Origin of the sequence: Nakamurella leprariae (assembly GCF_016918035.1) — a bacterium.
In the GTDB taxonomy this organism is placed as follows: Bacteria; Actinomycetota; Actinomycetes; order Mycobacteriales; family Nakamurellaceae; genus Nakamurella; species Nakamurella leprariae.
In genome coordinates this window covers 242,473-259,930 of record NZ_JAERWK010000008.1, presented here as the reverse complement: position 1 = coordinate 259,930, position 17,458 = coordinate 242,473, and the positions used below count along the sequence as shown (strand labels likewise).

The following is a 17,458-nucleotide window of genomic DNA, read 5'->3' as shown; positions in this document are numbered from 1 at the left end:
GTTGGGACCTCGAGTCCGTCTCTCCTCCAGTGTCCCGACCGGTTCCCGGCCGCGCCGGGCGCGGGCGCTGATCGCCGGGTCCGCCGTCGTGCTGGCCACCGCGCTGCTGCCGATGACCGCGTCGGCCGATCCTGTGGACGGGCCGACGCCGAGCACGTCCGAGCAGGCGAAGCAGGCCTGGCTGGACGCCGAGCGTCAGGCCGAGATCCTCAACGAGGACGTGCTGGAGGCCCAGCAGGCCGCCGCCGATGCCGCGACCGCGGCCGCGGACGCTGCCGCTGCCGCCGAGCAGGCCAGCTCCGAGGCCACCGTGGCCGGCGAGCAGGTCACCGTCGCCGACGCCGCCGCCGCCGAGTTCCAGGGCAAGGTCGACAAGTTCGCCAACGCCAGCTTCCGGGGTGCCCGGCTGAACGAGGTGAGCGCGCTGCTCACCGCCGAGTCCGCGGACGACTTCCTGGACCAGGCCACCTCGCTGGACCGGGTGGCCAAGGACTCGCAGGCCACCCTGACCGAGGCCTTCGCCGCCAAGGAGGCCGCCGCCCAGGCCAAGGCCGAGGCGGACGCCGCCGCGACCACCGCCGCCGCGGCCAAGAGCGAGGCCGAGGCGAGCAAGGTCGCCGCCGACGACGCCGTGGCTGACGCCAGCGCCCGCAAGGTCCAGCTGGACGCCCAGGTCGCCGAGTACGAGCGCCTGTACGAGCAGCTCTCGGAGCAGGAGCGGGAAGCCGCCCTGGCTGCCGAGGAGGCCCGGGTCGCGGCCGAGAACGAGGCCGCCGCAGCGCAGGTCGCCCAGGCCACCGCCACCGAGGCCGCCGCCGCGGCCCCAGCCCGCGCCGACCGGTCCACCCGGACCGAGCCGCTCGCCGCGGCAGCTCCCGTCCCGGCGGCCGCTCCCGCCGCGGCGCCGTCGAGCGCCGCCCCGGCTCCGGCCGCCGCCGCGCCCGCCGCCGCCCCGGCCGGCAGCTCCAAGGCCCAGGCTGCCGTGGCCGCCGCCCTGTCCAAGGTCGGCAGCAGGTACGTCTACGGCGCCGCCGGCCCGAACTCGTTCGACTGCTCCGGGCTGACCTCCTGGGCCTGGGCCCAGGCCGGTGTCACCATCCCGCGCACCTCACGGGCGCAGGCCGGACTGCCGAGCGTGCCGCTGAGCCAGCTGCAGCCGGGCGACCTGGTCACCTACTACTCGCCGGTGAGCCACGTCGGCATGTACATCGGCAATGGGCAGATCGTGCACGCATCGACCTCGTCCAAGCCGGTCTACGTGACCACCGTCGCCGGCGGTGGCCCCAACCCGACGGGACACCGCGTCACCGGCTGATCCGGTCGGCCGAGCGGCGCCGCCGTGTCTCCCCAGTCGGCTGGATCCGATCGGATCCTGCTGGTCACCAACGACTTCCCGCCACGCACGGGTGGGATCCAGTCGTACGTGCACCGACTCGCCGGGTTGCTCCCGGCCGGCAGCCTGCGCGTGTACGCGCCGGCCTGGCCGGGAGCGGCGGAGTTCGATGCCCACCAGCCGTACCCGGTCCACCGGCACCCGACCTCGCTGATGCTGCCGGTGCCGTCGGTGCACCGACGGGCGGCCGAGCTGATCGACGAGCACCGGATCGGCAGCGTCTGGTTCGGTGCCGCAGCGCCGCTGGCGCTGCTGACGCCGGGTCTGCGACGGCACGGCGTGCGCCGGGTGGTGGCCAGCACGCACGGCCACGAGGTCGGCTGGTCGATGGTGCCGGTCGGGCGACAAGCCCTGCGACGCATCGGGTCCACCGTGGACGTGGTCACCTTCGTGAGCCGGTACGCGCGCTCCCGGGTGGCCGCCGCGTTCGGCCCGCAGGCCGCGCTGGAGTACCTCCCCCCGGGGGTGGACGCGCAGCGCTTCACCCCGGATCCCCGGGCCCGTGCCGCAATTCGGGGGCGGCACGGGCTCGGGGACGCCCCGGTGGTGGTGTGCGTCTCCCGGCTGGTCCCGCGCAAGGGGCAGGACACGTTGATCCGGGCGATGCCCGCGTTGACGGCGGCGGTGCCGGAGGTGCGGCTGCTCATCGTCGGGGACGGCCGCATCTCCGGCCGGCTCGCGACGTTGGCCGAACGGCTCGGCGTCGCCGACCGGGTGGTGTTCACCGGATCCGTTCCGGCGGAGGAGCTCCCGGCCCACTACGGCGCCGGCGACGTCTTCGCCATGCCGTGCCGGACCCGCGGTGGCGGGCTGGACGTCGAGGGCCTGGGCATCGTCTTCCTCGAGGCCTCGGCCGCGGAACTGCCGGTGCTGGCCGGGAACTCGGGTGGAGCCCCGGAGACCGTGCGACCCGGCCGGACCGGCGAGGTGGTCGACGGGCGTGACCCGGGAGCGGTCGCCCAAGCGGCCGCGACGGTGCTGCGCGATCCACTGCGCGCCCGACGGCTGGGCCGGGCCGGACGCGACTGGGTGTCGGAGACCTGGACCTGGGCAGCTTCGGGGGACACCCTCACCCGCCTGCTGGTCGGTGACGGCCGCGGGTCCGGGTCGGGCTGATCGCGGCGTCGGCCGGGAACCGGCCTGGAACTAGCCTGATCCCATGCGGGTCAGCTTCGTCTCGGACGTGCACGGCAACTACGACGGTCTGGCCAGGATCGCCGAGCGGGCCGAGCGGTTGGTCGTGCTCGGCGACCTGCTGGACTACGTCGACTACCACGAGCCGGGCAACGGCATCCTGGGCAGCATCTTCGGCGCCGACCGGATCCGGACCTTCACCACGCTGCGGGCCAACGGCGACTTCATGGAGCTGCACGCCTACAACCGGGATCTCTGGGAGACACTGGCCGATCCGGTGGGCACGCTCACCGAGGTGGTCACCGGCCGGTACGAGCAGGTCACCCGGATCCTGCCGCAGGACGCCGCCGTGATCCTCGGCAACGTCGACGTCGAGTCGGTGTGGCGTCAGGTGGTCGGCGACCGGTGGCCCGACCTGGACGGCACCGTCCTCGAGATCGGCGGCCGGACACTGGGATTCGTCGCGGGTGGGTCGACCCGGCCCGGGGTGCAGCTGCGCCCGTCGACCGGCCCGTGGCGGCCGTACGTCCGTGACGCGCGGGACTTCCGGGCGTCGCTGGACCGCCTGGGGCCGGTCGACGTGCTGTGCAGCCACGTGCCGCCGGACGTGCCCCGGTTGCGCTACGACACCGTCCCGGCGCGGTTGGAGATGTTCGGGCCGGGACTGATCGAGGCGATCGATGCCCACCAGCCCGAGCTGGCGGTGTTCGGGCACGTGCACCAGCCACTGGCCCGCCGCATCCGCCGGGGCCGCACCGAGTGCGTGAACGTCGGGCACTTCCAGCGTTTCCCGGACGCCTTCGAGATGCAGTGGTGAGGGCGCCCGGGCATCCGGTCGGCGCGCCGAGCGGCGGTGCGTCCGGGCACCGGTCGGGCATCGCCGCTGCTGGGTAGCCTGCTCCCATGCCCGAACCCTCCACCCAGTCGCTGACCATGGCCGCCGAGCCGGCGGCGATCATGGCGGTGATCGCCGACTTCCCGGCCTACCCGCAGTGGGCCGGGCAGGTGAAGGCGGTGGAGGTCACCCGACCGGGCGCGGACGGCCGGGCTGACCGGGTGCGCTTCTCGATGGACGCCGGGCCCATCCGGGACACCTACGAGCTGTCCTACCGGTGGGCGCCGGACGGCTTGGCCGTCTCCTGGCAGCTGGTCTCCGGGCAGCTGCAGAAGTCGCAGCAGGGGTCGTACGTGCTGCGACCCGGGCCGGGTCCGGCACCGAGCACGGTGGTGACCTACTCATTGGCCGTCGAGCTGACCATCCCGATGATCGGTCCGCTGCGCCGCAAGGCCGAGAAGGTCATCATGGACACCGCACTGAAGGCGCTGCGGACCCGGGTCGAAGGCACATGACCCGCGTCGCCCGGCGCACCGGCACGGGCGCACCCGCCGCGGCACCGGACACGGACCCCGATCCCGACCGCACCCCGGACCCGGTGGGCCGCACCACCATCGGGATCGACATCGGCGGTACCTCGGTCCGCGCCGGGGTCGTCGACGCGGACGGCGCCGTGCTCGACCAGGCCCGGGCGGCCACGCCCAGCACGGTCGCCGCGACCGAGGACGTGATCGTCGACCTGGTCGGCCGGCTGGCCCCCCGGTTCCGCGGGACGGCGCCGGTCGGGGCGGTGGGGCTGGCCGTGGCCGGCTTCCTGGACCGCGACCGCACCACCGTGCTGTTCGCGCCGCACCTGGCCTGGCGGGCCGCGCCGGTGCCCGAGGTCATCGCCCGGCGGGTGGGCGTGCCGGTGGTCATGGATCACGACGTCAACGCCGCGGCCTGGGCCGAGTACCGATCGGGCGCGCTGGCCGGCGCCCGGGTCGGGCTGCTCATCGCACTGGGCACCGGCATCGGCGCCGGCCTCGTGGTCGACGGCACCATCTACCGGGGCGCCCACGGCGTGGCCCCGGAGCTCGGCCACCTCACCGTGGTGCCGGACGGGCGACCGTGCGCGTGCGGCAAGCGCGGCTGCTGGGAGCGCTACTGCTCGGGCACCGCGCTGGCCACCACCGCGGGCGAGCTGTGGGCGCAGCAGGACGCCCCGGTGCTGCGGTCGCTGGTCCCGGAGGGCCCGGACGGGCTGACCGGCAGCCTGGTCGCGCTGGCCGCGGCCCAGGGCGATCCGGTCGCGGTGGCGGCCATGGCCGACCTGGCCGGGTGGCTGGCCCGCGGCCTGGCCCTGGTCGCGGACGTGCTGGATCCCGACGTGGTGGCCATCGGGGGTGGGGTGTCCCGCTCCGCCGAGGCGTTCCTGCCGGACGCGGTGGCGGGGTTCGGCAGCATGGTCACCGGGTCCGCCCACCGGGCGTTGCCGGAGGTGCGGGTGGCACGGTTCGGTGGCGGAGCGGGACTCCTGGGGGCGGCCTGGCTGGCCGAGCAGTCGCTGCACGAGCCGCCCGGCCGGGCGGTGGCCGGCGCGGGGAACGGCCGGGCCGGGACCACCGGACGCTGAGCCGGAATCAGACCTCGGCGCCGTCGGGGGAGTCGTCCGGCCCTCGACGCCGGCGCGGGCCGAAGATCAGCCAGCCGCCGCCGCCGAGCACGAGGGCCACCGCCAGCACCAGCCGGATGACGGCGTCGATCGGCAGCAGGGACGGCCAGATGACCAGGACGAGCCCGGCCGCGATGGCCAGCAGCGCGGCCGCCGTGCGAGGGGCCGGATGGGGCAGCGGTGGGGGTGGCGGCGGTTCGAAGTGGTCCGTGTCAGCGGCCCGCTCGGCCTCCTGCCGCGCCCGCTCGGCGGTGAACGCCTCGAGCTCCAGCTCGCGTTCCAGCCGGCGCAGCCGCCGGCGCTCGGCGCGAGCCGCGCGCGAGGACGCGTCGCCGGGATCGTCCAGGTCCCCGGGTGTCCCGCCGAGATGGCGCGGCGCCGGCGGTGGGCGACGGGGCCCGGCCGCGGGGGTCGGCCACGGCCCACCACCGGCGGATCCGGCCGGTCCGGTCGGTCCGGGCGGTCCGGCGTCCCACGGTCCGCCGGAGCCGTCCGGGTGGGCGGTCCGGCGCGTCGGTCGGTCGTGGAACCGCGCGACGATGGCGGCGAACTGGGCGTCGATCTCGGCGTCGATGTCAGGATCCTCACCACCCGGCGAGCCGGGCCGGACGGACGTGTCGCCGGGCTCATCGCAGGGACGATCGCCGGGACGATCGTGGTCGGCGTCGCGGCCCGGCCCGAGGTCGCCGTCCGGCCATCGAGCAGGATCCCGGTCGGGGTCCCACTCGGAGTCGTGGTCGCCGGGGGGTCCCGGGGGCGGCGCGACAGGCATGCTGTCCATGGTCCCATTGCTGCCCGCGGGCGTCCGACCGGCGTAGCGTGTCCCCATCGTCGGGGAAGCAAGGAGCGTCCGGTGCTGTACGCGCTGTGCAAGTACGTCCTGATCGGTCCGCTGTTGCGGGTCTCCTTCCCGGCGACGGTGATCGGTGCCGAGTACGTTCCGGAGACCGGCGGCGCCATCCTGGCCGGCAACCACGTGTCCGTGGCCGACAGCTTCTTCACCCCGCTGTATCTCAAGCGCCGGGTGTCGTACCTGGCCAAGAGCGAGTACTTCACCGAGCGTGGTCTCAAGGGCCGGATCAAGAAGTTCTTCTTCACCGGCATCGGCCAGGTCCCGGTCGATCGCAGCGGCGCCTCCGCCGCCCGCGCCGCGCTGGACACCGGCATCCGGCTGCTGCGGGACGGTGAGCTGCTGGGCATCTATCCCGAGGGCACCCGGTCGCCCGACGGCCGGCTGTACAAGGGCAAGACCGGCGTTGCGCGGATGGCGCTGGAGGCCGGCGTCCCGGTCGTCCCGATCGTCATGCTGGGCACCGACAAGGTCAACCCGATCGGCTCCAAGGTCTGGCGCCCGCACAAGATCACCATGATCGTCGGCCGCCCGCTGGACTTCTCGCGCTACGAGGGCATGGCCGGCGACCGGTTCGTCGAGCGTTCGATGACCGACGAGATCATGTACCGGCTGATGGAGATGTCCGGGCAGGAGTACGTCGACGTCTACGCGGCCAAGGCCAAGGAGGAGATCGCCAACGGCACCCGGCCGCGCAGCGCCCCTCGGCAGCTGCCGGCCGCCCGCCCGTCCGCGCTGCGCCGGCTGGCCCAGCGCCTGCGGCTGTCCCGTCGCCCCGAGCTCCGTCCGCTGCCGGCCGAGGGCCGTGGTCCGGGCACCGTCACGCGGCTGCCGCGGAGCAAGGCCGGGTGAGTCCTCCGCTGGCGCCGCCGGAGCGGGTGGCGCGCTACTTCTACGACTGCGAGTTCATCGAGGACGGCCGGACGATCGAGCTGGTCTCGATCGGTGTCGTCGCCGAGGACGGCCGCGAGTACTACGCCGTGTCCACCGAGTTCGACCCGGCTCGGGCCAATCCGTGGGTGCGCCGGCACGTGCTGGACAAGCTGCCCTCGCCGGCCGACAAGGCCTGGCGGTCGCGCACCCGGATCCGTGACGAGCTGCTGGAGTTCTTCACCGCGCCGGGACTGCCGGTGGAGCTGTGGGCCTGGTACGCGGCCTACGACCACGTGGTGCTGGCCCAGTTGTGGGGGGCCATGACGGATCTGCCGGCGGTGGTGCCCAGGCTGACCCGGGAGATCCGTCAGCACTGGGAGGCGGCCGGGTGCCCGCCCATCCCCGGGCCGGGCGCGGACCGGCACGACGCGCTGGCCGATGCCCGGTTGGGCTTCCAGCGCTGGCAGCGTGCTCAGGACGTGGTCGGGGCCGGCGTGAGCAGTGCCTAGTCTGTACGCGTGAAGTGGAATCTCGATTTCCGCGAGGCCGACCTGCCCACACTGCCGCCGTTGCCGGCGGGCCTGCGTGCGCGACTGGACGACGCCCTGTCGCGTCCGGCCGCCCAGCAGCCCGCGTGGCCCGACGCCGACGTGGTCCGCTCGGTCCGCACCGTGCTGGAGGCGGTCCCGCCGGTCACCGTGCCCGGCGAGGTCGACCGGCTGTCCGAGAAGCTGGCCGCGGTGGCCCGCGGCGAGGCGTTCCTGCTGCAGGGCGGTGACTGCGCGGAGACGTTCGCCGACAACACCGAGCCGCACATCCGGGCCAACATCCGCACCCTGCTGCAGATGGCGGTCGTGCTCACCTACGGCGCGTCGATGCCGGTGGTGAAGGTGGCCCGGCTCGCTGGGCAGTACGCCAAGCCGCGTTCGTCGGACACCGACGCGCTCGGCCTGCCGTCCTACCGCGGTGACATCGTCAACTCGCTGGCCACCACGCCCGAAGCGCGGGTCGCCGACCCGGCCCGGATGGTCCGGGCGTACGCCAACTCGGCCGCGGCGATGAACCTGATGCGGGCCATCACCAGCACCGGCATGGCCGACCTGACCAAGGTGCACGAGTGGAACCGTGAGTTCGTCCGCACCTCCCGTGCCGGCGAGCGGTACGAGCGGGTGGCCGGCGAGATCGACCGCGCGCTGCGCTTCATGGAGGCCTGTGGGGTCGACTCGCACAGCCTGCACGAGGTGGAGATCTTCTCCTCGCACGAGGCGCTGCTGCTCGACTACGAGCGCGCCATGCTGCGGCTGGACAGCGCGGCCAGCACGGTGGCGGGCCCGCCCGACCGCCCGGCGGTGGCCGAGCCCAAGCTGTACGACCTGTCCGGCCACTTCCTGTGGGTCGGCGAGCGCACCCGGCAGCTGGACGGCGCGCACATCGCGTTCGCCGAGGTGCTGACCAACCCGATCGGCGTGAAGATCGGGCCGACCACGTCGCCGGAACTGGCGGTGGAGTACGTGGAGCGGCTCGATCCGCACAACACCCCGGGCCGGCTCACGCTCATCTCGCGGATGGGCAACGGCAAGGTGCGCGACGTGCTGCCGGCCATCGTGGAGAAGGTCGAGGCGTCCGGGCACAAGGTCATCTGGCAGTGCGACCCGATGCACGGGAACACCCAGGAGTCGTCGACCGGCTACAAGACGCGGCACTTCGACCGGATCGTCGACGAGGTGCAGGGCTTCTTCGAGGTGCACCACGAGCTGGGCACCCATCCGGGAGGCATCCACCTGGAGTTCACCGGCGAGGACGTGACGGAGTGTCTGGGTGGCGCCCAGGAGATCTCCGACCTGGATCTGGCCGGTCGCTACGAGACGGCGTGTGATCCGCGGCTGAACACCCAGCAGTCGCTGGAGCTGGCGTTCCTCATCGCGGAGATGCTCCGCACCTGACGGGAGGCCGGCCCGCCCCGCCGATCCGTCGTCGGGGTCGGCCGGATCACCACCAGGCCGAGACGGACACCGTCGAGCCCGGGGCCAGGCGGGTGCCCGGCGCGGGGGACTGGCTGTCCACGCCGGACTGATCGACGCTGCCCCAGCCGATCGTCTTGCTGGCCCGCAGCTGCAGCCCGAGCGCGGTGACCCGGTTCCGGGCCTCGGCCACCGTGCCGTCGGTGAGGTCGGGCACCGTCACGGCGCTGGACGGGACCAGGGTGACGAGCAGGTCGCCCGGCACGCCCGGATCGAGCCGGGTGCCGGCGGCCGGGACGCTGCGGACCACCGCGCCGCCGGCCACGTCGGCGTCGAACTCCGGCTCGCCGAACTCGACCCGCAACCCGGCGGCCAGCAGCCGGTCACGGGCGTCGTCCAGGTCGGCGCCGGTGACGGCCGGGACGGTGACGGACGTGGCCACCACCAGGGCGACGGTGCTGCCGCGCGGCCGGTCCACGCCCCGGGCCGGTTCGGTGCCCAGCACGGTGCCCGCCTCCGCCGTCGCGGTGAACCGCTGCACCGTGGGGGCCGGGGCGAACCCGGCGGCGACCAGGGCGTTCTGCGCGTCCTCGGCCGACTTGCCGGTGACCGCCGGCACCGGCACCGGGGGGCCGGCCGACACGTCGAGCTCGACCGGTGAGCCTCGCAGCTGCCGCTCGCCCGCGGCCGGGTGCACGCCGGTGACGGTGCCGGCCGGCGCGTCGTCGACGGCCGTGTGCACCACCGGGACCAGGCCGGCGTCCCGGATGCGGTCCTCGGCGTCGTGTTGGGTGAGCCCGACGGTCACCGGCACCGCAGCCCAGCGGCCGCCCAGCCACCAGCCGCCCGCGGCGGCCGCGGCGGCGACCAGCAGCACCACCACGACGGCAACGAGCCAGCGGCGCAGCCGCACCTGCGGTGAGCCGGACCGGCCCAGCACGTCCGGGCGGGGCTCGGCGGCGGTGTCCGGGACGGCGGGCTGATCGGCCCGCGGCTGCACCCGGGTGTGCAGGGTCGTCGCGCCGGGATCCGGTTGCGGGTCCAGGTGGGGGGCCGGGTCGGCGCCGGTCGCGTCGTCGTCGGTCGGCGGCGCGACGGGTCGATCGACCCGGCGGGTCGCGGCGGCGCGCGCCGCCGGAGCCGGACGGTCCACCGGGTCGGCGCTCGGCACCGGCACCGGCGGCAGCCACAGCCCGGCGTCGCGGCGCAGCTCGACCAGCGAGGCCAGGAACTCCCCGGCATCGGTGGGCCGGTCCCGCGGATCCCGGCTGGTGGCCGCGTAGAGCAGGTCGTCGAGCTCCGGCGGCAGACCCGCGGCGAGCAGGTCGGGTCGCACCTCGCTGACCCGCGGCACGTCGGAGTGCACGTGCTGGTAGGCCACCGACATCGGGCTGTCGCCGACGAACGGCGGTGCTCCGGTGAGCATCTCGAAGGCCAGGATGCCGACCGAGTACACGTCGGACCGGGCGTCGGCCGCGCCGGTCTCCACCTGCTCGGGGGACAGGTACGCGACGGTGCCCAGGATGACGTTCCCGGTGACGGTGCCCGACTGGGTACCACCGGTGACCGCGCGGACCAGGCCGAAGTCGGCCAGTTTCACCTCGACCGGGTGCGGCTGGGCACGGGTCGGGTCACCGGTGTCGAGCAGCACGTTCTCCGGTTTGACGTCCCGGTGCACCAGGCCGGCCGCGTGCGCCGCGCCCAGACCCTGCAGCAGCGGCTCCAGCACGGCCACGGTCTCGCCGACGCTGAGCCGGCCCCGCTCGGCCAGCAGGGCGCGCAGCGTGCCGCCGTGCACCAGTTCCATGACCAGGTACGCCACCGCCCGGGCGCCGTCGCCGTCCTGGCCCTGGTCGTACACCGCCACGACGCCGGGGTGCCGGAGCCGGGCGGCCAGCCGGGCCTCCCGCTCGAACCGGGCGACGAACGCCGGGTCCGCGCTGTAGTGGGGGTTCATCACCTTGACCGCGACGTCCCGGTCCAGGCGGGTGTCGATCGCCCGGAACACCGCGGACATGCCGCCGCGGGCGATCAGTCCGGTCAACCGGTACCGGCCGTCCAGCACCCGGCCCAGCAGATCGCGCGGCGTGCCGGACGCGCGCACGGTCACCCCGTCCACCGCCCCACCCCCGATCCGCAGCACCGTCCCACCCGGTCCGACCGGCCGACCCCCGGCCCGTCCGCTGCCCTGACCGATCATTCTGTCAGGTGGATGGCAGGCTGGAGGGCGTGTCGAACGCGCAGTCCGCCGGTCCGTCGGCTGATCCCGAGTCCTCTGACGCTCCCGAGGGAGCGCCCACGCCCAGCCCGAGCTGGGATCCCATCTCCGTTCCGGCGGTCGCCGAGCGGCTGGGGCTGGTCGTCACCAAGGTCCACCAGCTCATCAGGGAGCGCACCCTGCTCGCGGTGCGGGTGGACGGGGTGCTGTCCGTCCCGGCCGGCTCCGTGGTCGACGGGGTGGTGGTCAAGGGCCTGCCGGGCACCATCACGCTGCTGTCCGACGCCGGGTTCTCCGACGAGGAGATCATCGGCTGGCTGCACACCCCGGACGAGTCGCTGCCCGGCCGCCCGATCGACGCGCTGCGGGAGAACCGTGGCCGGGAGGTGCACCGCCGGGCCCAGGCCGCCGGGTTCTAGCCGCAGATTCCTGGCGGCGGGGTTCTAGGCGCGTCGGTCGGTGGCCCGGCGCAGCAGCTCCCGCAGCTCGTCCCGGGCCGGCTCGGCCAGCACCGGCCGGCCGTCGGCGCCGGCCGTGTCCAGGGTGGCGGCGGCCGACTCGCCCAGCCGGGCGATCTGCGACTCGATCCGCTGCGGCGCCCCGGAGGCGTGCACGATCGCGGCCAGCCGCTCGGTGTCGGCGCCCGCCGCACCCAGCCCGGCCTCCAGTTCGGCCAGACCGTCCGGGTCGGACGCCACCCCGCCGTTGGCGAGGGCGGCCCGGGCATCGGCGACGAGCACGGTCCGCTTGCCCTCGCGCAGATCGTCCCCGGCCGGCTTGCCGGTGACCGCGGGGTCGCCGAAGACCCCGAGCAGGTCGTCCCGCAGTTGGAAGGCGATGCCCACGTCCACGCCGAACCGGCGCAGCGCGACCACGCACTCGGGGTCGGCCCCGGCCAGTGCGGCACCCAGGTGCAACGGCCGCTCCACCGTGTAGGCGGCGGTCTTCCAGCGGTTCACGGCCATCGCGTCGGCGGCGGCGAGCCCGGGATCACCTTCGGGTGCGGCGGTGACCAGCAGGTCGAGGAGCTGCCCGCCGAGCACCTCGGTCCGCATGGCCTGCCAGACCGGCGCGGCCGCGGCCACCGCGGCGGGACCGATGGCCAGGCTGCCCTCCAGGAACAGGTCGTCCGCCCAGGCCAGCGCCAGGTCGCCGAGCAGCAGTGCCGCGGAGACGCCGAAGTGGTCGCCATCACCGAGCAGGCCGGCGGCGGCGTGCTCGCCGGCGACGGCGCGGTGGGTGCTGGGGGCGCCGCGCCGGGTGTCGGACCGGTCGATGACGTCGTCGTGCAGCAGGGCGCACGCCTGCAGCAGCTCCAGTCCGACCGCCACCGTGCCGAGTCCGGCCGGTTCCGGTCCGGTGCCGGCGGCCAGCCATCCGCACCGCAGGAACCGGGGTCGCAGCCGCTTGCCGCCGCCGGCCACGAAGGCGATGAGCCGGTCGGTCAGCGGGGCCAGTCGTTCGTCCACCGCCACCACCCGGCCGCGCCGGTCGGCCAGCACGATCTCGATGAGCCGGTCGATCGAGGGACCGCCCCGAGCGGCGCCGGGCTCGTCGACGGCAGCGTCGAGCACAGTGATCTTGTCGTCCCGCCCTGGCGTCACAGGCACAGTCTGCCCGGCACTACGCTTCCAGCCATGACGACCGTCCGGGAGCGCCTCGAGACGCCCGGGCAGAAGTTCTCGGTCGAGTTCATGCCGCCCCGGGACGACCGCGAGGAAGCGGTCCTGTGGGACTCGGTGCGTCGCCTGGAGCCGCTGCGCCCGGCGTTCGTCTCGGTCACCTACGGGGCCGGCGGCTCGCAGCGGGACCGCACCATCCGGGTCACCGAGCGGATCGCGTCGTCCACCACGATGCTGCCGGTGGCCCACCTGACCGCGGTCGGGCACAGCGTGGCCGAGCTGCGTCAGATCGTCGGCGAGTACGCCGCGGTCGGCGTGCGCAACATCCTGGCCCTGCGCGGCGATCCGCCGGGGGATCCGTTGGGCCCATGGACGAGTCATCCCGCAGGGGTCGAGTACGCCGCCGACCTGGTCCGCCTGGTGCGCAGCCTCGGTGACTTCTCCGTCGGCGTGGCGGCGTTCCCGGCCATGCACCCCCGGTCGCCCGACGAGGAGACCGACATCCGGCACTACGCGGCCAAGATCGCGGCCGGCGCCGACTACGCCATCACCCAGATGCTCTTCTCGGCCGAGGACTGGCTCCGGCTCCGCGACAAGGCCGCGGCGGCCGGCGCGAGAGCCCCCCTGCTGCCCGGCATCATGCCGATCGTGTCCTTCGCCCGTCTGCAGCGGATCACCCAGCTCTCCGGCCAGCCGATGCCGGACGAGCTGGGCCGCCAGCTGCAGGACGTGGCCGACGACCCGGTCGCGGGCCGGGAGCTCGGCATGGCGCACGCGATCGCGATGAGCGAGCGGCTGCTCGCCGAGGGCGCCCCGTGTCTGCACTTCTACACGTTCAACCGGTCGCGGGCGACGCTGGAGGTGCTGGCCGCGCTGGGGATGGCGCCTGTTCCGGTGCCGCGATGACGAGCGGGCGTGCCGGCCGTCCCGAGCGGTCCTGATCGACATGGACCTCGGCACGCTCGAGAACGCCTTCGGACTGTCCTCGCTCGTGCTCATCGCCGCCCTGATCGTGGTGCGCCTGACCCGCCGGCTCGGGCTGCCGTCGCTGCTGCTCTTCCTGGCCATCGGTCTGGTCCTGGGCAACGGTGGGCTGGGCATCGACTTCGACAACACCCTGCTGGCCGAGCAGCTCGGGCTGGCCGCGCTGGTGTTCATCCTGGCCGAGGGCGGCCTGACCACCCGCTGGTCGACGGTGCGACCGGCGCTGGGCCTGGGGGTGGCGCTGGCCACCGTGTCGGTGGTGGTCTCGATCGGCGTGGTCGCCGTCGGTGTGCACCTGCTGCTCGGGTTCGACTGGCGCACCAGCCTGGTCTGGGGTGCGGTGCTGTCCAGCACCGACGCCGCCGCGGTGTTCTCGGTCCTGCGCGGGGTCGGGGTGAAGTCGCGGCTGGCCGCCGCCCTGGAACTGGAGTCCGGCCTGAACGACGCGCCGGTGGTCATCGCGGTGGTGCTCTTGGCCGGCACCGACCCGATCACCTGGACCGCGCCACTGCTGGTGGTCTACGAGCTCGTCGTCGGAGCGGTCCTCGGCGTCGCCGTCGGAGTGGTCGGCGCCTGGGGCCTGCGCCGGGTCGCGCTCCCCGCGGCCGGCCTGTACCCACTGGCCGTGGTCGCCCTCGTCGGCGGGGCGTACGCACTCGGCCAGGTGGCGCACGCGTCCGGCTTCCTGGCCGTCTACGTCTCCGCGCTGCTGCTGGGCAACTCCCGGCTGCCGCACCGGGCGGCCACCCTGTCGTTCGCCGAGGGTCTGGGATGGCTGGCGCAGATCGGGCTGTTCGTGATGCTCGGGCTATATGTCGACCCGTTCGAGCTGCCCGAGGCGCTGCTCCCGGGCCTGGTCATCGGGCTGGTGGTGTTGCTGGTGGCCCGGCCGATCTCGGTGATCGCCGCGGCGTTGCCGTTCCGGTTGCCCTGGCGGGAGCAGGCGTTCCTGTCCTGGTCGGGGCTGCGCGGCGCGGTGCCCATCGTGCTGGCCACGATCCCGCTCATGCTCGGGCGGGAGCACTCCGACCAGTTGGTCAACGTCATCGTGGTGGTGGTGGTCATCTACACGCTGGTGCAGGGCACGACGCTGCCGTGGGTGGCCCGCCGGCTCGATGTGGTGCAGGGCGGGCAGGCGACGGAACTGCAGCTGGACGCGGCGCCGCTGGAGGAGATGGGGGCGTCGGTGCTGCAGGTGACGCTGCCGCCCGACTCGCGGATGCACGGGGTGTACGTCAACGAGCTGCGGCTGCCGGCGCCCGCGGTGGTGTCACTGCTGGTGCGGGACGGGCGGCCGGTGCCGGTCGCCCCGCTGGTGCGGCTGCAGGCCGGCGACCAGTTGCTGGTGGTGGCCCCGGAGCAGGTGCGGGCCGCGGTGGAGCGGCGGCTGCGGGCCGTCGGCCGCGGCGGCGCGCTGGCCGCCTGGTTCCAGCGGGGTGAGCAGCTGTGACCGGGAACGACCACGTCGAGCGCGACCTGGCCGCGCCCCGGCTGCACGCGACCGCGGCCCGTCGGGCGACCGAGCTGCTCGACGTCACCCGTTCCTTCCCGTTCGGCCCGGACACCGAGGCCTTCAAGGTGCGCGAGCGGATCTTCCTGATGACCGGGCGGCTCACCGGGTCGCCCATCCTGACCATGAAGTGCGACCCGCTGCAGGGGGAGTCGCTGCGGGCGGAGCTGGCGGTGATCACGCCCGGCCACCACATGAACAAGCGTCACTGGATCAGCGTGGCGGCGGGGCCGGGCGTCACCGCCGAGCTGATCGACGAGCTGGTCACCGACGCGTACCTGCTGGTGGTCGGGGCGCTGCCGCGGGCCCGGCGACCGGCGCTGCCGGACGAGTTGGCGCGGCTGGTGCGGCGGCCGGGCTCGTAGCGGCGGTCGTCGGCTGAACGACGCGACAGGATCGGGGCAGTGACCGTGACGCAGCGTCGAGGTCGTGGATCACGGCGCTGCGTGCCCGGATGGCTCCTGGGACGAGGGACGCACTGGATCACGCGGGGCTCGTCGAGTCCCGCCGCCATGGCCGAATGCATCGCGCGTGCTCGGACCCGGTCGGACGAGAGCCGGCGGCCTGCCACACCGAGTGCATGCGGCCGTCCGGCCGGGGATCGAGCTGAGCTGAGCTCCCGGGCCCGGACCGGTACGGGTCAGATGCAGACGGCGCCGACCGACGCCGGCTGCACCTGCTTGGCGTACTTGGCCAGCACCCCGCGGGTGTAGACCGGTGGGAGCGGGGCCCAGCCCTCGTGGCGGCGCTCCAGTTCCTCGTCGTCGACCAGCACCTCGAGGGTCTTGCCGGCCACGTCCAGCCGGATCCGGTCGCCGTCCCGGACGAAGGCGATCGCGCCGCCGTCCACCGCCTCCGGGGCGATGTGCCCGACGCACAGCCCGGTGGTGCCGCCGGAGAACCGGCCGTCGGTGAGCAGCAGCACGTCCTTGCCCAGGCCGGCGCCCTTGATCGCGCCGGTGATGGCCAGCATCTCCCGCATGCCCGGGCCGCCCTTGGGGCCCTCGTAGCGGATGACGACCACGTCGCCGGCGGCGATGGTGCCGTCCTCCAGCGCATCCAGCGCGGCCCGCTCCCGGTCGAACACCCGGGCGGTGCCCTCGAACACCTCCGAGTCGAAGCCGGCGCTCTTGACCACCGCGCCGCCCGGCGCGAGATTGCCGTGCAACACGGTGATCCCGCCGGTCCGGTGGATCGGGTTGTCCAGCGCCCGCAGCACCGTGCCGTCGACGTCCGGCGGGGCGATCTCGGCCAGGTTCTCGGCCATGGTGCGGCCGGTGACGGTGAGCGCGTCACCGTGCAGCAGCCCGGCGTCCAGCAGCGCCCGCATCACCACCGGGATGCCGCCGATGCGGTCCACGTCGACCATCACGTGCTTGCCGAACGGCTTGAGGTCGCCCAGGTGCGGGACCTTGCCGGCGATCCGGTCGAAATCGGCCAGGGACAGCTCGACCTCGGCCTCGTAGGCGATGGCCAGCAGGTGCAGCACCGCGTTGGTCGACCCGCCGAGCGCCATGACCACGGCGATGGCGTTCTCGAACGCCTCCTTGGTCAGGATCCGCCGCGCGGTGATGCCCTGGGCCAGCAGGTTGACCACGGCCTCGCCGGAGCGCCGGGCGAACCCGTCCCGGCGGCGGTCGGTCGCCGGCGGGGCGGCGCTGCCGGGTAGGGACATGCCCAGCGCCTCAGCCGCGGCGGCCATGGTGTTGGCCGTGTACATGCCGCCGCAGGCGCCCTCGCCCGGGCAGATGGCCCGCTCGATGGCGTCCAGGTCCTCGCGCGGCATCAGCCCGCGGGAGCAGGCGCCCACCGCCTCGAACGCGTCGATGAGGGTGACCTCGTGCTCGCTGCCGTCACTCAGCCGGGCCCGGCCGGGCAGGATCGTGCCGGCGTAGAGGAACACGCTGGCCAGGTCGAGCCGGGCCGCGGCCATGAGCATCCCGGGCAGCGACTTGTCGCAGCCGGCCAGCAGCACCGAGCCGTCCAGCCGCTCCGCGCTCATCACCGTCTCCACCGAGTCGGCGATGACCTCCCGGGACACGAGCGAGAAGTGCATCCCCTCGTGGCCCATGGAGATGCCGTCGGACACCGAGATGGTGCCGAACTCCAGCGGGTAGCCCTGGGCGGCGTGCACGCCGTCCTTGACCGCCTTGGCCAGCCGGTCCAGCGACAGGTTGCAGGGGGTGATCTCGTTCCAGCTGGACGCCACTCCGATCTGCGGCTTGACCCAGTCCTCGTCGCCCATGCCGACGGCGCGGAGCATGCCGCGCGAGGCGGTGGCCTCCAGCCCGTCGGTCACCTGCCGGCTGCGTGGCTTGATGTCCACGCCGGGCGCGGTGGTGATGGGGGAGCGGCGGGTCTCGGGGGCCTGCGTCGGCGCAGGGGTGTCCAGGCTCACGTCGGGGGAGTCTATGCGGAGGGATC

At 74.3% G+C, this 17,458-nt stretch carries 16 protein-coding genes; 12 read left to right on the top strand and 4 right to left on the bottom strand.

Annotated features, from left to right (window positions below; translation table 11 throughout):
- Nucleotides 1–88 precede the first annotated feature (88 nt).
- The 5 genes from JL106_RS06485 (at nucleotide 89) to JL106_RS06465 (ending at nucleotide 4,977) form a co-directional block, all read left to right on the top strand.
- Nucleotides 89–1,315 (top strand): C40 family peptidase, encoded by a 1,227-nt coding sequence (locus JL106_RS06485; protein ID WP_205259867.1) that lies wholly within the window; start codon nucleotides 89–91, stop codon nucleotides 1,313–1,315.
- Between the two features lie 24 nt (nucleotides 1,316–1,339).
- Complete coding sequence (locus tag JL106_RS06480; protein ID WP_205259866.1) at nucleotides 1,340–2,509, top strand: glycosyltransferase family 4 protein; 1,170 nt, start codon at nucleotides 1,340–1,342, stop codon at nucleotides 2,507–2,509.
- 43 nt (nucleotides 2,510–2,552) lie between these two features.
- A complete protein-coding gene (locus JL106_RS06475) occupies nucleotides 2,553–3,344 on the top strand; it encodes a metallophosphoesterase family protein (RefSeq protein ID WP_205259865.1) in 792 nt (263 codons plus the stop codon).
- An 86-nt stretch (nucleotides 3,345–3,430) separates the two neighbouring features.
- Nucleotides 3,431–3,877 carry an SRPBCC family protein gene (locus tag JL106_RS06470; RefSeq protein WP_205259864.1) on the top strand — a complete coding sequence of 149 codons (447 nt, stop codon included), beginning with the start codon at nucleotides 3,431–3,433 and terminating at the stop codon, nucleotides 3,875–3,877.
- Nucleotides 3,874–4,977 (top strand): ROK family protein, encoded by a 1,104-nt coding sequence (locus JL106_RS06465; protein ID WP_205259863.1) that lies wholly within the window; start codon nucleotides 3,874–3,876, stop codon nucleotides 4,975–4,977. Before JL106_RS06470 ends, JL106_RS06465 begins: the two co-directional genes overlap by 4 nt.
- A gap of 7 nt (nucleotides 4,978–4,984) precedes the next feature.
- On the opposite strand, the gene JL106_RS20780 is transcribed toward JL106_RS06465, so the two are convergent.
- On the bottom strand, nucleotides 4,985–5,788 hold the full coding sequence (locus JL106_RS20780) for a hypothetical protein (protein ID WP_236006911.1): 804 nt from the start codon (nucleotides 5,786–5,788) through the stop codon (nucleotides 4,985–4,987).
- Between the two features lie 81 nt (nucleotides 5,789–5,869).
- Between JL106_RS20780 and JL106_RS20775 the strand changes: the two genes are divergently transcribed.
- Genes JL106_RS20775 through JL106_RS06450 form a run of 3 tightly spaced genes read left to right on the top strand, consistent with a single transcriptional unit; the run spans nucleotide 5,870 to nucleotide 8,682 of the window.
- The gene (locus JL106_RS20775; protein WP_328841562.1) at nucleotides 5,870–6,718 is read left to right on the top strand and encodes a lysophospholipid acyltransferase family protein; all 849 of its coding nucleotides are present in this window, start codon (nucleotides 5,870–5,872) and stop codon (nucleotides 6,716–6,718) included.
- A complete protein-coding gene (locus JL106_RS06455) occupies nucleotides 6,715–7,248 on the top strand; it encodes a polyadenylate-specific 3'-exoribonuclease AS (protein ID WP_328841561.1) in 534 nt (177 codons plus the stop codon). Before JL106_RS20775 ends, JL106_RS06455 begins: the two co-directional genes overlap by 4 nt.
- Nucleotides 7,249–7,257: 9 nt before the next feature.
- A complete protein-coding gene (locus JL106_RS06450) occupies nucleotides 7,258–8,682 on the top strand; it encodes a class II 3-deoxy-7-phosphoheptulonate synthase (RefSeq protein ID WP_328841559.1) in 1,425 nt (474 codons plus the stop codon).
- Nucleotides 8,683–8,728: 46 nt separating this feature from the next.
- Here JL106_RS06450 and pknB read toward each other — a convergent pair whose 3' ends face one another.
- Complete coding sequence (gene pknB, locus JL106_RS06445; protein WP_205259861.1) at nucleotides 8,729–10,819, bottom strand: Stk1 family PASTA domain-containing Ser/Thr kinase; 2,091 nt, start codon at nucleotides 10,817–10,819, stop codon at nucleotides 8,729–8,731.
- 110 nt (nucleotides 10,820–10,929) lie between these two features.
- Between pknB and JL106_RS06440 the strand changes: the two genes are divergently transcribed.
- Complete coding sequence (locus JL106_RS06440; RefSeq protein WP_205259860.1) at nucleotides 10,930–11,337, top strand: Rv2175c family DNA-binding protein; 408 nt, start codon at nucleotides 10,930–10,932, stop codon at nucleotides 11,335–11,337.
- A 24-nt stretch (nucleotides 11,338–11,361) separates the two neighbouring features.
- Here JL106_RS06440 and JL106_RS06435 read toward each other — a convergent pair whose 3' ends face one another.
- Nucleotides 11,362–12,522, bottom strand: coding sequence for a polyprenyl synthetase family protein (locus JL106_RS06435; RefSeq protein WP_328841556.1), 1,161 nt, complete (start codon nucleotides 12,520–12,522; stop codon nucleotides 11,362–11,364).
- A gap of 33 nt (nucleotides 12,523–12,555) precedes the next feature.
- On the opposite strand from JL106_RS06435, the gene metF reads away from it, so the two are divergent.
- Genes metF through JL106_RS06420 form a run of 3 tightly spaced genes read left to right on the top strand, consistent with a single transcriptional unit; the run spans nucleotide 12,556 to nucleotide 15,399 of the window.
- On the top strand, nucleotides 12,556–13,446 hold the full coding sequence (metF, locus tag JL106_RS06430; RefSeq protein ID WP_205259859.1) for a methylenetetrahydrofolate reductase [NAD(P)H]: 891 nt from the start codon (nucleotides 12,556–12,558) through the stop codon (nucleotides 13,444–13,446).
- 40 nt (nucleotides 13,447–13,486) lie between these two features.
- The gene (locus tag JL106_RS06425; protein ID WP_205259858.1) at nucleotides 13,487–14,974 is read left to right on the top strand and encodes a potassium/proton antiporter; all 1,488 of its coding nucleotides are present in this window, start codon (nucleotides 13,487–13,489) and stop codon (nucleotides 14,972–14,974) included.
- Nucleotides 14,971–15,399, top strand: coding sequence for an MmcQ/YjbR family DNA-binding protein (locus JL106_RS06420; RefSeq protein ID WP_328841553.1), 429 nt, complete (start codon nucleotides 14,971–14,973; stop codon nucleotides 15,397–15,399). The genes JL106_RS06425 and JL106_RS06420 overlap by 4 nt, the downstream gene beginning before the upstream one ends.
- A 275-nt stretch (nucleotides 15,400–15,674) precedes the next feature.
- Here JL106_RS06420 and ilvD read toward each other — a convergent pair whose 3' ends face one another.
- On the bottom strand, nucleotides 15,675–17,378 hold the full coding sequence (gene ilvD, locus JL106_RS06415; RefSeq protein ID WP_205260064.1) for a dihydroxy-acid dehydratase: 1,704 nt from the start codon (nucleotides 17,376–17,378) through the stop codon (nucleotides 15,675–15,677).
- Nucleotides 17,379–17,458: the final 80 nt, after the last annotated feature.

What these genes read in the sequence shown, in the direction of transcription:
- JL106_RS06470 (WP_205259864.1), top strand. Translation starts at nt 3,431, where the DNA reads ATGCCCGAACCCTCCACCCAGTCGCTGACCATGGCCGCCGAGCCGGCG.
- JL106_RS06425 (WP_205259858.1), top strand. Translation starts at nt 13,487, where the DNA reads ATGGACCTCGGCACGCTCGAGAACGCCTTCGGACTGTCCTCGCTCGTG.
- JL106_RS20780 (WP_236006911.1), bottom strand. Translation starts at nt 5,788, where the DNA reads ATGCCTGTCGCGCCGCCCCCGGGACCCCCCGGCGACCACGACTCCGAG.
- JL106_RS06475 (WP_205259865.1), top strand. Translation starts at nt 2,553, where the DNA reads ATGCGGGTCAGCTTCGTCTCGGACGTGCACGGCAACTACGACGGTCTG.
- metF (WP_205259859.1), top strand. Translation starts at nt 12,556, where the DNA reads ATGACGACCGTCCGGGAGCGCCTCGAGACGCCCGGGCAGAAGTTCTCG.
- JL106_RS06465 (WP_205259863.1), top strand. Translation starts at nt 3,874, where the DNA reads ATGACCCGCGTCGCCCGGCGCACCGGCACGGGCGCACCCGCCGCGGCA.